General features: G+C 61.8%; 13 protein-coding genes. 1 reads left to right on the top strand and 12 read right to left on the bottom strand.

The genetic code is table 11. The features are described 5' to 3' along the window. Positions 1–425: 425 nt before the first annotated feature. From atpC to QM659_RS00430, 9 genes are all read right to left on the bottom strand, one after another. Positions 426–827 carry a F0F1 ATP synthase subunit epsilon gene (gene atpC, locus QM659_RS00470; protein ID WP_127077617.1) on the bottom strand — a complete coding sequence of 134 codons (402 nt, stop codon included), beginning with the start codon at positions 825–827 and terminating at the stop codon, positions 426–428. Between the two features lie 90 nt (positions 828–917). Then, positions 918–2,351, bottom strand: a complete 1,434-nt coding sequence (atpD, locus tag QM659_RS00465) for a F0F1 ATP synthase subunit beta (RefSeq protein WP_127077618.1) — start codon at positions 2,349–2,351, stop codon at positions 918–920. Between the two features lie 313 nt (positions 2,352–2,664). Continuing rightward, entirely contained in the window at positions 2,665–3,525 is an 861-nt protein-coding gene (locus QM659_RS00460; protein WP_127077619.1) for a F0F1 ATP synthase subunit gamma, read from the bottom strand. A 21-nt stretch (positions 3,526–3,546) separates the two neighbouring features. After that, positions 3,547–5,088, bottom strand: coding sequence for a F0F1 ATP synthase subunit alpha (atpA, locus tag QM659_RS00455; RefSeq protein ID WP_127077620.1), 1,542 nt, complete (start codon positions 5,086–5,088; stop codon positions 3,547–3,549). Next, entirely contained in the window at positions 5,088–5,645 is a 558-nt protein-coding gene (locus QM659_RS00450) for a F0F1 ATP synthase subunit delta (protein WP_127077621.1), read from the bottom strand. Before QM659_RS00450 ends, atpA begins: the two co-directional genes overlap by 1 nt. A 191-nt stretch (positions 5,646–5,836) precedes the next feature. After that, a complete protein-coding gene (locus QM659_RS00445) occupies positions 5,837–6,337 on the bottom strand; it encodes an RNA pyrophosphohydrolase (RefSeq protein ID WP_303485002.1) in 501 nt (166 codons plus the stop codon). 234 nt (positions 6,338–6,571) lie between these two features. Next, positions 6,572–6,868: a hypothetical protein gene (locus tag QM659_RS00440; RefSeq protein WP_127077623.1), complete on the bottom strand. Its 297-nt coding sequence runs from the start codon at positions 6,866–6,868 to the stop codon at positions 6,572–6,574. Between the two features lie 91 nt (positions 6,869–6,959). Then, positions 6,960–8,318: a S41 family peptidase gene (locus QM659_RS00435; protein ID WP_415186969.1), complete on the bottom strand. Its 1,359-nt coding sequence runs from the start codon at positions 8,316–8,318 to the stop codon at positions 6,960–6,962. Between the two features lie 6 nt (positions 8,319–8,324). After that, entirely contained in the window at positions 8,325–9,749 is a 1,425-nt protein-coding gene (locus QM659_RS00430; protein WP_415186968.1) for a murein hydrolase activator EnvC family protein, read from the bottom strand. Between the two features lie 337 nt (positions 9,750–10,086). Here QM659_RS00430 and QM659_RS00425 point away from each other — a divergent pair, with 337 nt between their 5' ends. After that, positions 10,087–10,572 carry a peroxiredoxin gene (locus tag QM659_RS00425; RefSeq protein WP_415186967.1) on the top strand — a complete coding sequence of 162 codons (486 nt, stop codon included), beginning with the start codon at positions 10,087–10,089 and terminating at the stop codon, positions 10,570–10,572. A gap of 31 nt (positions 10,573–10,603) precedes the next feature. Here QM659_RS00425 and rnhA read toward each other — a convergent pair whose 3' ends face one another. From rnhA to ispH, 3 genes are read right to left on the bottom strand one after another with little or no spacing between them, the layout of a single operon-like run. Next, the gene (rnhA, locus tag QM659_RS00420) at positions 10,604–11,116 is read right to left on the bottom strand and encodes a ribonuclease HI (RefSeq protein ID WP_415186966.1); all 513 of its coding nucleotides are present in this window, start codon (positions 11,114–11,116) and stop codon (positions 10,604–10,606) included. Continuing rightward, complete coding sequence (locus QM659_RS00415; RefSeq protein WP_415186965.1) at positions 11,106–12,065, bottom strand: homoserine kinase; 960 nt, start codon at positions 12,063–12,065, stop codon at positions 11,106–11,108. The genes rnhA and QM659_RS00415 overlap by 11 nt, the downstream gene beginning before the upstream one ends. Before the next feature lie 21 nt (positions 12,066–12,086). After that, positions 12,087–13,058, bottom strand: a complete 972-nt coding sequence (ispH, locus tag QM659_RS00410) for a 4-hydroxy-3-methylbut-2-enyl diphosphate reductase (protein ID WP_210210997.1) — start codon at positions 13,056–13,058, stop codon at positions 12,087–12,089. Positions 13,059–13,187: the final 129 nt, after the last annotated feature.

The following is a 13,187-nucleotide window of genomic DNA, read 5'->3' as shown; positions in this document are numbered from 1 at the left end:
TCTCCAAAAGCACCCGACCTCGTCCCATACGCCCACACCCAAAGCGCGACGACAACGCCTGTCTCGCTTCCCATGCCTATCCGCTCCGCGCACGGCTATCCGCTCTGCTCCATATGCTTAGCTGAAGCTGCGCAGACGTCCAGCCTTGAAACGACTTTTTCTCCACACAGTAAAAAGCGTTTCAGCGAATTTTTGAAGATTATTGTGATGGGGCGGTTAATCGAGCGACGGTGCGGCTACCGTCGGGATCAGTGGCTCGCTTGTCGGTGCGCGCTCCATCGGCGCGCGTGGCGCGACGAGATCCCGGCCACGTCGACAGAGCTGGACAAAAGAAAAGCGCGCGGGAGTTTCCCCCCACGCGCGAACACCGTGCCTTGCCGAAACCGACACGCGCATCGCAAGGCTGCGTGCGGTGCCGACGCCACTTAAAGGGCCAAGCGTGCTTTCAAGGTCTGCAAGCGCTCCAGCCGATCCCACGACGAGATCTTGCGGGCATCGTCCTTCGCCTCGTCGAGTTCCTGCTGAGCCTGCGCGATCTCGTCTGTCAGGACAGCCCCCGTCAGCTCTTCGAGCGGAATGGCGAATTCAGCCAATACGGTCGCCTTTTCGGGCCCGACATCGGCAAAGCCGCCACGCAGGAAGAACTGCTTTTCGCCGTCCTTTGCGCGCGTCGTCAGGATGCCGGGGCGTAACTTGAGAATAAGAAGGCCACGTCCCGCTTGCGCAGAAAGGTCGCCTTCCTGCCCCGGAAGCACAGCCTCAAGCACATCGGCGGACAAGAGCCGCTTATCCGGTGAAATAAGTTCGAAATGAATGGTATCGGCCATCTCGGTCCGTTCTCCGGCGCTGGTCCGTAAAAATCCGAAGGCCGCCCGGACACGCGCCAAACGACGCGTGCGAAGGCGGCCGTTACTGCCTTAGGCCGCGGCGGCCAGTTCCTCGGCCTTCTTGATGGCCTCGTCGATGGTGCCGACCATGTAGAACGCCTGCTCCGGCAAATGATCGTAATCGCCCTCGCAGAGACCCTTGAAGCCTTTCACCGTGTCCTTCACGTCGACGAGCACACCCGGCTTGCCAGTGAACGCTTCGGCGACGTGGAACGGCTGCGACAGGAAGCGCTCGATCTTGCGGGCGCGCGCCACCGTCCGCTTGTCCTCTTCGGACAGTTCGTCCATGCCGAGGATCGCGATGATGTCCTGAAGCGCCTTGTAGCGCTGAAGGATGGCCTGCACCTGACGAGCGACCTTGTAATGCTCCTCGCCGACGATGCGCGGCTCAAGCGCGCGGCTCGTCGAGTCGAGCGGGTCAACCGCCGGATAAATGCCCTTCTCCGCGATCGAGCGCGAAAGCACCGTCGTTGCGTCCAAGTGAGCGAACGAAGCCGCAGGCGCCGGGTCGGTCAAGTCGTCGGCGGGCACATAGATGGCCTGCACGGACGTGATCGAGCCTTTCGAGGTCGACGTGATGCGCTCCTGAAGCGCGCCCATGTCGGTCGCGAGCGTCGGCTGATAACCCACGGCCGACGGGATACGGCCGAGAAGAGCGGACACTTCGGAACCCGCCTGCGTGAAGCGGAAGATGTTGTCCACGAAGAACAGCACGTCCTGGCCCTGGTCGCGGAAATATTCGGCTACGGTGAGACCGGTCAGAGCCACGCGGGCGCGCGCTCCGGGGGGCTCGTTCATCTGGCCGAAAACCAGCGAACACTTGGAACCCTGTGCGGAACCGCTCTCGTGCGGGTCCACGTTCACCTTGGACTCGATCATTTCCCAGTAAAGGTCGTTGCCTTCACGCGTACGCTCGCCAACGCCCGCGAACACGGAGTAACCGCCGTGGCCCTTCGCGATGTTGTTGATGAGTTCCTGAATGAGCACCGTCTTGCCGACGCCCGCGCCGCCGAACAGGCCGACCTTGCCGCCCTTCGAGTAAGGCGCAAGCAGGTCGACGACCTTGATGCCGGTGACGAGCACTTCGACTTCGGTCGACTGATCGACGAACGACGGCGCCTGCGCATGGATCGGGCGGCGCTGGTTCGACTTGATCGGGCCGGCTTCGTCGATCGGCTCGCCGATGACGTTCATGATGCGGCCGAGCGTCTCTTCGCCGACCGGAACCGAGATCGCTTCGCCGGTGTCGGTGACTTCCTGACCGCGAATGAGACCTTCGGTCGAATCCATGGCGATGGTGCGGACGGTGCTTTCGCCGAGGTGCTGGGCAACCTCAAGCACAAGGCGGCTGCCGTGGTTCTGTGTCTCAAGCGCGTTCAGGATCGACGGCAGCGGCCCATCGAACTGCACGTCCACCACGGCGCCCGTGACCTGCCTGATACGGCCAACTCGTCTATCGCTCATCTTGTCTTCCCCAAAACCGGTCCATCTTTGTCAGATGCGACGACGAACTCCGAGCGTCCGATGCCGCACTCAATTCATTTCACGCCGCGCAACCCTTACGGGTCGCTTGCTTCGGCTGCCTCCCTGGCCGGTCGCGGGACCGACGCGATAAGCACCCCTCGCGACGGACGCCGCGCCGGGAGCCGAAATCCTGCGTTTCTACAGGCCGCACCATCTGAATAGGACGGAAACGACCCAAAAACAACAGCCGAAACAAACGCGTTGCCCGGCGGAGCGGCGCGAGCGCAAACGCACGCGCCTTCGGAACCGGAGGCTAGACCGCCTCCGCGCCCGAGATGATTTCGATCAGTTCCTTCGTGATCATCGCCTGACGCGCGCGGTTATACTCAAGCGTATAGCGGCCGACCATGTCGCCCGCGTTGCGCGTTGCGTTGTCCATCGCGGTCATCTGCGACGCGTAGAAGCCCGCGTTGTTCTCCAGCAGGGCGCTGAAAATCTTCGTCGCGAGCGCGCGAGGCACGAGGTCGATCAGGATTTCCGCTTCGTCCGGCTCGAACTCGTAGTTCCCCTCGGTGGCGGTGAGTTCCACCGGGAGAAGCTGGCTCGCCTTCGGCTTCTGCGTGATGATGTTCTGGAACTGCGAATAAAAGAGAGTAGCGACGTCGAATTCGCCTGCCTCGAAGCGCTTCGCGACACGCTGCGCTATATCGAGCGCATGGACGTAGCCGATCTGGCGCACGCTCCGCAGGTCGATATGGTCGATCATCAGCTTGCCGAAATCGCGACGCAGCACGTCCGCGCCTTTGCGACCGATGGTGATGATCTTGACGGACTTGCCCTCAGCGAGAAGCTGGCGGGCGTGGTCTCGGGCAAGACGGGCGATGTTCGAGTTGAACGCGCCTGCGAGCCCGCGCTCGCCGGTGGCGACCACGAGCAGATGCGTTTGCGTCTTGCCGGTCCCCTGCAACAGGAGTTGCAGAGGGCCGCTCGGTATCGCCTTGCCGCCGAATTTGCCGAGGATCTGGTCCAGACCCTCGGAGTAGGGACGAGCCGCTTCGGCCTGGTCCTGCGCACGGCGCAATTTCGCGGCGGCCACCATCTGCATGGCCTTCGTGATCTTGCGCGTGGCCTTAACCGACGCGATGCGGCCTCTTAGGTCTTTCAGGCTCGGCATTGGTGTCTCCGCTGGGCCCGATTACGCCGAGAAGCGCTTCGAGAAATCGGTAAGGATGTCCTTAAGCTTCTGCTCCGAATCCGGCGAAAGCGCCTTGGAGTCGCGGATCGTGTCCAGCAGGTCCTTGTGCTCGTTGCGGAGCAGCGTCAGGAACTCGCGCTCGAACTCGCCGACCGACGAAACCGGGATCGGATCGAGGAAGCCGCGCGTGCCGGCATAGATCACCACAACCTGCTCTTCCACCTTGAGCGGCGAGAACTGGGGTTGCTTCAGAAGCTCGGTGAGGCGCGAGCCGCGAGCGAGAAGCCGCTGCGTCGCGGCGTCGAGGTCGGAGCCGAACTGCGCGAACGCCGCCATTTCGCGGTACTGCGCAAGCTCGCCCTTGATGGCGCCCGCAACCTGCTTCATGGCCTTGATCTGCGCCGACGAGCCCACGCGAGACACCGAGATGCCGACGTTCACCGCCGGACGGATGCCCTGATAGAAAAGGTCCGTCTCAAGGAAGATCTGACCGTCAGTGATCGAAATCACGTTCGTCGGAATGTAGGCGGACACGTCATTCGCCTGCGTCTCGACGACCGGAAGAGCGGTCAGCGAACCCGAACCATGATCCTTGTTGAGCTTCGCCGCGCGTTCCAGCAGGCGGGAATGCAGATAGAACACGTCGCCGGGATAGGCTTCACGTCCGGGCGGACGACGGAGCAGCAGCGACATCTGGCGATAGGCCACGGCCTGCTTCGACAGATCGTCATAGATGATGAGCGCGTGCTGGCCGTTATCGCGGAACCATTCGCCGATCGCGCAGCCGGTATAGGGCGCGATGAACTGCATCGGCGCCGGATCGGAAGCGGTAGCCGCGACGACGATGGAGTATTCCAGCGCGCCCTGCTCTTCCAGAACCTTCACGAACTGAGCGACCGTCGAGCGCTTCTGGCCGACCGCCACATAGATGCAGTAAAGCTTCTTGCTCTCGTCGCCCGTGGCGTTCACGGACTTCTGATTGAGGATCGCGTCGAGCGCGACGGCGGTCTTGCCGGTCTGGCGGTCGCCGATGATCAGCTCGCGCTGACCGCGGCCGATCGGGATCAGCGCGTCGATCGCCTTGATGCCCGTCTGCATCGGCTCTTTCACGCTCTCGCGGGGAAGAATGCCGGGCGCCTTGACGTCAACGCGACGCTTTTCGGTGTACTGGATCGGACCCTTGCCGTCGATCGGGTTACCGAGACCGTCCACCACGCGACCGAGCAGGCCCTTGCCGACCGGCGTCTCCACGATGGCGCCCGTGCGCTTGACGGTGTCGCCTTCCTTGATGTTGGTGTCCGAGCCGAAGATAACCACACCGACGTTATCGGCTTCGAGGTTCAGCGCCATCCCGCGGATGCCGCCCGGAAACTCGACCATTTCGCCGGCTTGGACGTTATCGAGACCGTAAACGCGAGCGATACCATCGCCCACGGAGAGCACTTGCCCAATCTCGGAGACTTCTGCTTCCTGACCGAAATTCTTGATCTGTTCCTTCAGGATCGAAGAAATCTCGGACGGGCGGATTTCCGTTAGCTCCATCAGCTGGCCTCTTTCATCACCTTTTCGAGGTTTTTCAATTTCGTACGTAAGGACGTATCGATCATCTGGCTGCCGACGCGGACGACAAGCCCGCCGAGCAGCTTCGAATCCACAATCGCCGTAAGCTTGGGCGTCTTGCCGAGCTTCTGCCGAAGCGTGTCGACCAGATCCTGTGTCTGGGCCTCGCTCAGCGGGACGGCGGAAATGACTTCAGCCTCGACCTCGCCGCGCTCCTCGGCAGCAAGCGAGCGGAAGGCCGCGATCACGTTCTCGACGGCGAAAAGGCGCCGGTTCTTCGCGAGAACGATAAGAAAGTCGCGCGCAAGCCCCTCGATCCCCGCCGCCTTGAGCACGGCCGAAAGGCCCTTTTCCTGCTCTGCGATGGAGAATGTCGGGTTCAGCACGAGGCGACGAAGGTCGTCACTCTCGCGCAGCGATTTCTGGAAAATTTCGAGAGAAGCTTCGACGCTGCCGACCGCGTTATCCGCGCGTGCCAGATCGAAAAGCGCTCCTGCGTAACGTTCAGCTACCGTCGATCCTGCGATGGTCCGCGCCAAGACGTGCTCTCCAACAGTCAAAGAGCCGCCGAACGCGAAGAGCGTCGATGCATGCTCTGAAATAGGTGATTAAATGTCCGGATTTGAAGCCCGGCTTATGCCTGACGCGCTTCTAGCATAGACCCTTCACGCATTGCAACCCGGTGCAGCGAATTGAATGATCGTTTTTCGCCTTTGCGAAAGACCATTCCTCATGGAACGAGAAGTTCAGCAAATTCAGCGAAAACCGCCTCATACGCAGCGCGCTTGAAACCCACGATCTCGTCGATGACTTCGGCTGGCGTTGCCCAGCGCCAGGAATCGAACTCGGGCTTGTGCCCGTCGAGCTTGAGATTCATCTCGGACTCGTCCCCCGTGAACAGCATCGCATACCATTTCTGCTGTTGTCCCCGATACTTACCCTTCAGGGCCTTGCCGACGGATTCGGACGGAAGGTCGTAGTAGATCCAGTCCCGCGATTCCGCGAGGACCGACACGCTCGTCACGCCCGTTTCCTCGTGAAGTTCGCGCAACGCGGCTGCCCTGGGGTCTTCACCCTTGTCGATCCCGCCCTGCGGCATCTGCCAGCGCCGATTCGCCTCACCCGAAGCGAAGTCTTTCGTGCGGTGACCGATCCAGACGCGGCGTTCGGCGTTCAGAAGCACGATCCCGGCACAGAGCCGGTATGGAAGAGTGGAGGGTTGGATGAGCATCGCGGTTGTTCCTTATGATGCTGCGGGGGGATTGTCGGGCGGATGTTGCTCCCGAAATGCGGGCTCTCCTGTTCGAGGCGTCTCGTTCACTGTAGCAAGATCCGTTCGCTCGAACGCGCTTCGAACCGCTGTCTGGCTGTCGGCATGGACCGAGTGACGCCGTCGGGGAAACTATCTCAACGACACATATGAAAGGGCGGGATTTCCGCGATCAAACGAGTCCCGGAGGTGAGCCTATCGCGGCGCTTCCGATGCGGCCCCGCTGGAATAGTTGAGTTGAACGGGAGGACGCTCGGGCAGAACGGGTGCGCTTCCCGCTTCCGCGCGCCCATCCGCGGGCGCCGTGTCCCCTGCTTCACTTGTTGCGGCCTCAACCTTCGGCATGTTGACCTGGCGCGGCATGTGCCGCGTATCGATCGGGATCACCAGACTGATGTCGTATTCATGCCCGGGATCGGACAAGGCGAACCATGTGATTGCCCCTCCGAAAAGCGTGAAGAAAAGCCCGGCGACGATCAAAAGCGTTCTCATTGAGCACCCCTGTGCTTCGGCGAAAGCAAAAAAGGCTCACGCTCTCGCATGAACCTTTTCACTATAGGATCGCAGACGCGAATGCGAAAGTTTAATTCGGAACTTCCGCCGCCGCCGCTGCAGCCGGGGCCGCAGCATTCTCGACCTTCTTGGCCACTTCGATCTTCTTTCCGTGCAGAAGGTCGATAGCTGCCTTCAACTGCACGTCCTTTTCCTTCTCCTTCGGAACATAGGAGATGCTGCCGGAAGCCTCCTGCGCGCCCTCGTTCTTGAGATGCCCGCGCAGGCTCGCCTCGCCCTTCGGCGTGAAGGATGCCATCTGCTGCTTGAGATCGTCGGGTAGCTCGGGTTCCACCAGATAGTTCGGCGAAATGCCCGTTGCCTGGATCGAACGTCCGGACGGCGTGTAATAACGCGCCGTCGTCAGGCGAAGGCCGCCATTTGCGCCGAGCGGGATCATGGTCTGAACAGAGCCCTTGCCGAATGAACGCGTGCCGACGACCTCGGCGCGCTTATGATCCTGCAGCGCGCCCGCCACGATCTCCGAAGCAGAGGCCGAACCGCCATTGATCAGAACGACGACGGGCTTTCCATCGGTCACATCGCCGGCCTTGGCACTCGCGCGGCTCGACTCGCTTGCATTGCGCCCCTTCGTCAGCACGATCGCGCCCTTGTCGAGGAAAGCGTCGGACACCGCGATGGCTTGATCGAGAAGACCGCCGGGATTGTTGCGCAGGTCGAGGACATAACCCTTGAGCTTCGGCCCGATGGTCTTTTTGAGATCCTCGATACCCTGCTTCATATACTCGTAGGTGTGCTCGCTCTGGAACGTCTTGACCTTGATCCAGCCGACATCATCCTCGGCGCTGTATTTCACCGGATTGATGCGAACGATGTCACGCACGACACGCGTCTGGATCGGGGCGTTCGCACCCTTGCGCATGATCGTGAGCATGATCGGCGAATCGACCGGCCCGCGCATCTTCTCCACAGCCTCGTTGAGCGACAGCCCCTGAATGGACTCGCCGTCGAGATGCGTGATGTAATCGCCCGCCAGCACGCCCGCACGATCGGCAGGCGTGTTGTCGATGGGCGAAATCACCTTGACCACGCCATCTTCCATCGTGACTTCGATGCCGAGCCCGCCGAACTCTCCGCGGGTCTGGACCTGCATGTCCTGGAATTCTTTCGGCGTGAGGTAGCTCGAATGCGGATCGAGCCCCTGCAACATTCCGTTGATCGCATTCTCGATCAGTTTGGTGTCGTCCGGCTTCTCCACATACTCAGCGCGGACGCGCTCGAGCACTTCTCCGAACAGGTCGAGCTGGCGGTAGATTTCCGCGTTCGCAGCGATAGCCTGATCCCGGCGCGTGGATTGCAGTATGAAAAAGCTGGCTGTGCAAACCAGCGCAACAAGAAGAGCACCGAGCGCGAGGTCGGATTTGCGCATGTATATTCAACCTTTTCCTCCCGCGGACCACCACGGTGCGGGATCGACAGACTGCTGATCTCTACGAAATTCCACGTAGAGTGATGGGCGTTTCGGCGTCATCCCGTCAGCGCGGGTCTCTGTGCCCATCGCTGCCAGGGGTTCGCCGGCGAGAACGAATTGACCCTGCTCGACCTCGATCCGCTCCATGCCTGCTATTACAACATGATAGCCCCCACCGGCATCGATAATCAAGAGTTGACCAAAAGAGCGGAACGGCCCGGCGAACAAAACCTGACCGTCGCAAGGCGATATGACCTGCGCTCCGGGGCGCGACTCTAGGTGAATACCCTTCGATGGGGTGCCATCTTCGGTTGTTTGCCCGAAGTTGACAAGCGCTTTTCCCTGCACCGGCATGGGCAGGAGACCTTGCGCCGCAGCAAAGGGGATCGACGGTTTCATCCGTCCGCCTTGAAGTGCAACCCGCGTTGCATCCGGCTTGAGTTCGCTCGACTTGCCGGCGGCTTCATCTTTGCTTGCGGCCGCGCTCACGGCTGGAAGCATGTCTTCGAGGCTCTTGATCCCGGCCACGTTGATCTTCGTCGCGCTGCCCAATCTCTCCAGAGTGGCGGCGTTCGCCTGGATCTGCTCCCGATTCTCAGCGAGCAGAAGATCGAGTTGCCCCTTGATCCTGACGTTCTGCGCCTGCTCGTTCCTCCTGCGCTGTTCCTGAAGCGCGGCCTCCCTCTCGGTCGCTTCCAGCGCATCGACATCAGCCGTGAGCTGAGCGGCCAGCTTTTCGACGTCAGCGTAAAACGTCGCGAGGACCATGCCGCTGCGGATCATCTTCAACGCGTCGCGCGTGTGCGTGATGAGAAGCGGCGGCGGCTGGCGCGATAGTCCCTGCATGAGAGCAAAGAGCGCAGAAAGCTGCTGGCTCTTGGCTTCGAGCTTCGTCCGCTGGTCCTTCATCTTTTCGCGCGTTTCGGCGAGTTGTGCCTCAAGCTCCGAAAGGCGCTTCTCGGACAGCCGCAGCGAGCGCGCCGTCTCTACGAGCCGCGCCTGAAGCCGGGCGCGATTGCTCGCCAGCGTGCGCTTGTCCCGTGACAGTTCGCCCTGGCGCGCCTTTATCTCTTCGAGACGCGTCTTGCGGCGGATGTAAAGCTCGCGCGCCTGCTCGATATCGAGCTTCGCCTCGGCGGATCCCTCCTTGCCTGAGCGGCGGTTCGGGTTGATCCGGTTCTCGATGCCCTTGTTTGCGGGCCTGGGGGTTCGAGCCCTGGGCGCGGCCTGCCTTGGGGGGCGCTGCGGAGGTGTCTGCGCACCCGCTTTTTCGGAGTCGCCGGATCCGAAGATGTTGCTGATCAAGTCGTCGGCGGCGAGGGCAGCCTCGGGCAAGCACGCCAGAAGCATGCCCCAAAAGACGAACAGAACGAAAGACCGACGAGCCAATCGCCTTCCCCCAAACAATGACGCAATGCGGCGCGTCCGGTTCTCGCACCGGGATTGGCGCGAAAGTATGAGCCGACGCTGTAAGCGGCAACATCTTTTGGACCAAAGCGAGGCTTTCCGCCACCTTCCCCGAAAGTCGGATGGGCGGGTTGGTCTTATGCGAGTTGGTCTTGCGCGGGCTGGCGCGCGTTCAAGTCATCGTGAAGCGGCATCCGGCGGATTGTCGGGAAATGCCCTGCTTCATACGTGGCTACCGGAAGGGTGTGTTCCGACAATGCGCGGCCCGCTTCCTTCAAAGCGCAAGTCCGCCACCCAATGGCGGCGCAGAGGAGAAATCATGACGATCGCACCCGGCACTCACCTCCCCCATGCGACATTCAAGATCATGACCGCGTCCGGCCCGGCCGATGTTTCCACGGACGAGCTTTTCGGCGGCAAGAAAGCCGTGCTCTTCGCGGTTCCCGGCGCGTTTACGCCGACATGCAGCCTCGCGCACCTGCCCGGCTTCATCGAGCACGCGGACGACTTCAAGGCGAAGGGCGTCGACGTGGTGGCGTGCACTGCCGTGAACGACGTGTTCGTGTTGGACGCGTGGGCAAAATCCACCGGAGCCGGGGACAGGATCGTGTTCCTCGCCGACGGCAGCGGCGATTTCGCGAAGGCGACCGGGCTCGATCTCGACGCGGGCGCGTTCGGCCTCGGCCTGCGCTCGAAGCGCTATGCGATGCTGCTCGAGGACGGTGTCGTGAAAGCGCTCCATGTCGAGGAGAACCCCTCCGTGGCGGAGGCTTCGAGCGCGGAGAAGTTACTGGCCGAGCTTTAAGCGCATCGCCGCCGCAGCGACCGGACGCAAACTAAACGGCATCATCTGGCAGAGAGACGGGAGCGCCGCCGCCCTTGATGATGTCTTTCTGCTCGGCGATGGCCTTCTGCGTGAGCTTGTCGGCGCGTTCATTCAGCGCGTTGCCGGCGTGCCCCTTGACCCAGTGCCAGCGCACGTCGTGACGCTGCCGCGCCGCGTCGAGCCGCTGCCAGAGTTCGGCATTCTTGACGGGCTTCCTCGCGGCGGTTTTCCAGCCGTTCGCCTTCCAGCCGCCGATCCATTGGGTGATGCCGTTGCGCACATATTGGGAGTCGGTGAAGAGATCGACCTCGCACGGGCGTGTCAATTCTTCGAGCGCCTTGATCGCGCCCATGAGTTCCATGCGGTTGTTGGTGGTGAGCGGCTCGCCGCCCCAGAGATCCTTCTCGCGGCCCTTGTAGACGAGCACCGCGCCCCAGCCGCCGGGACCGGGGTTTCCGTGGCAGCCCCCGTCCGTATAGACGACGACCGTGCCCTCGCGCGGGGCTTCGGCCTCAGAGGCCATAGGCGCCAGCGTGCTTCACGCCGTCGTGAAAGGCGAGCTTGCGCCAGTATTCCATCGGGTCTTTCCGTTTCACGAAGGCAGTGTCCGGCGTGTTGAACCAGTCGAAGGCGCGCGTAAGGAAAAAGCGGAGCGCCGCCCCACGCGCGAGGAGCGGCAGCGCGGCCACCTCGTCCGCTTCCAGCGCGCGCACCGAATTGTAGCCGGCGAACAAGGCGCGCGCCTTCGTGACGTTGAAAGCGCCGTCCCCTTCGAAACACCACGCATTCATCGAGATTGCCAGATCGTAGGCGAACAGGTCGTTGCACGCGAAGTAGAAGTCGATGAGGCCCGACACACGATTATCGAGGAAGAAGACGTTGTCGGGAAAAAGGTCCGCGTGGATGACGCCCTGCGGGAGTTCAGTCGGCCAGTGCGCGGCGATATCGGCGAGATGGCGTTCGAGCGATACGGAGATCTTCGGCACGAGCCTGTCGGCAAGCCCTTCTATGCTCGCAAAAAGCTCCTGCCAGCCCCTCACCGACAAAGCGTTGTCGCGGTGAAGCGCAAAGTCGCGTCCGGCCAGATGGAGGCGCGCGAGAGCTTCCCCCAGCGAATGGCAATGAGCGGGCCGCGGCCGCCTGAGGGAGTACCCCGGCAGGAAAGTGACGAACGCCGCCGGCCTGCCCGCGAGCGTCTGAAGGATGCGCCCCTCGCGGTCTTGCACCGGCAACGGGCAATTCACCCCCTTCTGCGCGAGATGCTCCATGAGGCCGAGAAAAAACGGCAGATCGCCCGCAGCCACACGCCTTTCGTAGAGCGTGAGGATGTACTGGCCCTTGTCCGTCCCCAGATAGAAATTGCTGTTTTCGACGCCTTCCGCGATGCCCTTGAAGGCCATCACTTGTCCGATGTCGTATTTCGCCAGCAACGCGTCGAGATCTTCGACCGAAACTTCGGTGTAAACAGCCATGTTACGCGTTTCGCGCTGCGCTCACTGCGCGGCGGCCTGCTGGAGCGCGCGGGGGATCTTGAAGATCACGTCCTCGGTTGCCGTACGAACGATTTCGACGGTGACTTCGTAGCGCGCCTTGAATTTCTCGATGATTTCGTCGACGAGCACCTCGGGTGCCGATGCCCCGGCCGTCAAGCCGAGCACTCCGATGCCTTCGATGGTGTCCCAAGGAATTTCCGACGCCTTCTGCACCAGCATCGCCTTCGGACAGCCCGCCCGCACCGCCACTTCCACGAGCCGCTTTGAATTGGAACTGTTGGGGGCGCCGACGACAAGAATGGCGTCGCACTTGCTGGCGATGGCTTTCACCGCGCGCTGCCTGTTCGTCGTGGCGTAGCAGATGTCTTCCTTGGCCGGTCCCTGAATCAGCGGGAAACGCGCCTTGAGTGCGGAAATCATCTCGATGGTATCGTCGATGGAAAGCGTCGTCTGCGTGATATAGGCGAGCTTCGCCGGATCGCGCGCCTTGAAATTTTCCACATCCTTGACCTGCTCGATCAAGGTGACGGCCCCCTCCGGAAGCTGGCCCAGCGTTCCGATCACTTCCGGATGGCCCGAATGACCGATGAGGATGATTTCAAGGCCCGCCTTGTGATGGCGTTCAGCTTCGAAATGCACCTTGGAGACGAGCGGGCAGGTGGCGTCGAGATAGAAGAAATTGCGCTTCGCGGCCTCCACGGGCACCGCCTTCGGGACGCCATGCGCAGAGAAAATGACCGGCGCGTCGGTATTTGGAATCTCGTTCAGTTCCTCGACGAAGATCGCGCCCTTCGCTTCGAGGCTCTCGACGACCGTGCGGTTGTGGACGATTTCATGACGGACATAAACCGGCGCCCCGAATTTCTCGATCGCCATTTCCACGATCTGGATGGCGCGATCCACGCCTGCGCAAAACCCTCTGGGCGCGGCGAGGAGAACTTCAAGGCGTGGTTTTTCCGTCATCAGGTCCATCTCCAGAACTGAGCGATCGCAAAAGGCGTGCGGAACTCCGCAAAAAGGTCAAATTTGGCAGGGAAGGGGAGCGTCGAAGCTTGCAGCCCTCTCTCCGGCTCGTTAGGCTCGCGGCGCGCGCTCGAAATC

The sequence above is a fragment of the Rhodomicrobium sp. genome, assembly GCF_047605405.1.
Taxonomy (GTDB): Bacteria; Pseudomonadota; Alphaproteobacteria; order Rhizobiales; family Rhodomicrobiaceae; genus Rhodomicrobium; species Rhodomicrobium lacus.
The sequence above is the reverse complement of the archived record's forward strand: the minus strand, read 5'-3'. Positions and strand labels throughout refer to the sequence as shown.

Excerpts from the sequence above, each read along its gene's own strand:
- QM659_RS00415 (WP_415186965.1), bottom strand. The coding sequence starts at position 12,065 with ATGGCTGTTTACACCGAAGTTTCGGTCGAAGATCTCGACGCGTTGCTG.
- QM659_RS00460 (WP_127077619.1), bottom strand. The coding sequence starts at position 3,525 with ATGCCGAGCCTGAAAGACCTAAGAGGCCGCATCGCGTCGGTTAAGGCC.
- atpD (WP_127077618.1), bottom strand. The coding sequence starts at position 2,351 with ATGAGCGATAGACGAGTTGGCCGTATCAGGCAGGTCACGGGCGCCGTG.
- atpA (WP_127077620.1), bottom strand. The coding sequence starts at position 5,088 with ATGGAGCTAACGGAAATCCGCCCGTCCGAGATTTCTTCGATCCTGAAG.
- atpC (WP_127077617.1), bottom strand. The coding sequence starts at position 827 with ATGGCCGATACCATTCATTTCGAACTTATTTCACCGGATAAGCGGCTC.
- QM659_RS00445 (WP_303485002.1), bottom strand. The coding sequence starts at position 6,337 with ATGCTCATCCAACCCTCCACTCTTCCATACCGGCTCTGTGCCGGGATC.
- ispH (WP_210210997.1), bottom strand. The coding sequence starts at position 13,058 with ATGGACCTGATGACGGAAAAACCACGCCTTGAAGTTCTCCTCGCCGCG.
- QM659_RS00435 (WP_415186969.1), bottom strand. The coding sequence starts at position 8,318 with ATGCGCAAATCCGACCTCGCGCTCGGTGCTCTTCTTGTTGCGCTGGTT.
- QM659_RS00425 (WP_415186967.1), top strand. The coding sequence starts at position 10,087 with ATGACGATCGCACCCGGCACTCACCTCCCCCATGCGACATTCAAGATC.
- rnhA (WP_415186966.1), bottom strand. The coding sequence starts at position 11,116 with ATGGCCTCTGAGGCCGAAGCCCCGCGCGAGGGCACGGTCGTCGTCTAT.
- QM659_RS00440 (WP_127077623.1), bottom strand. The coding sequence starts at position 6,868 with ATGAGAACGCTTTTGATCGTCGCCGGGCTTTTCTTCACGCTTTTCGGA.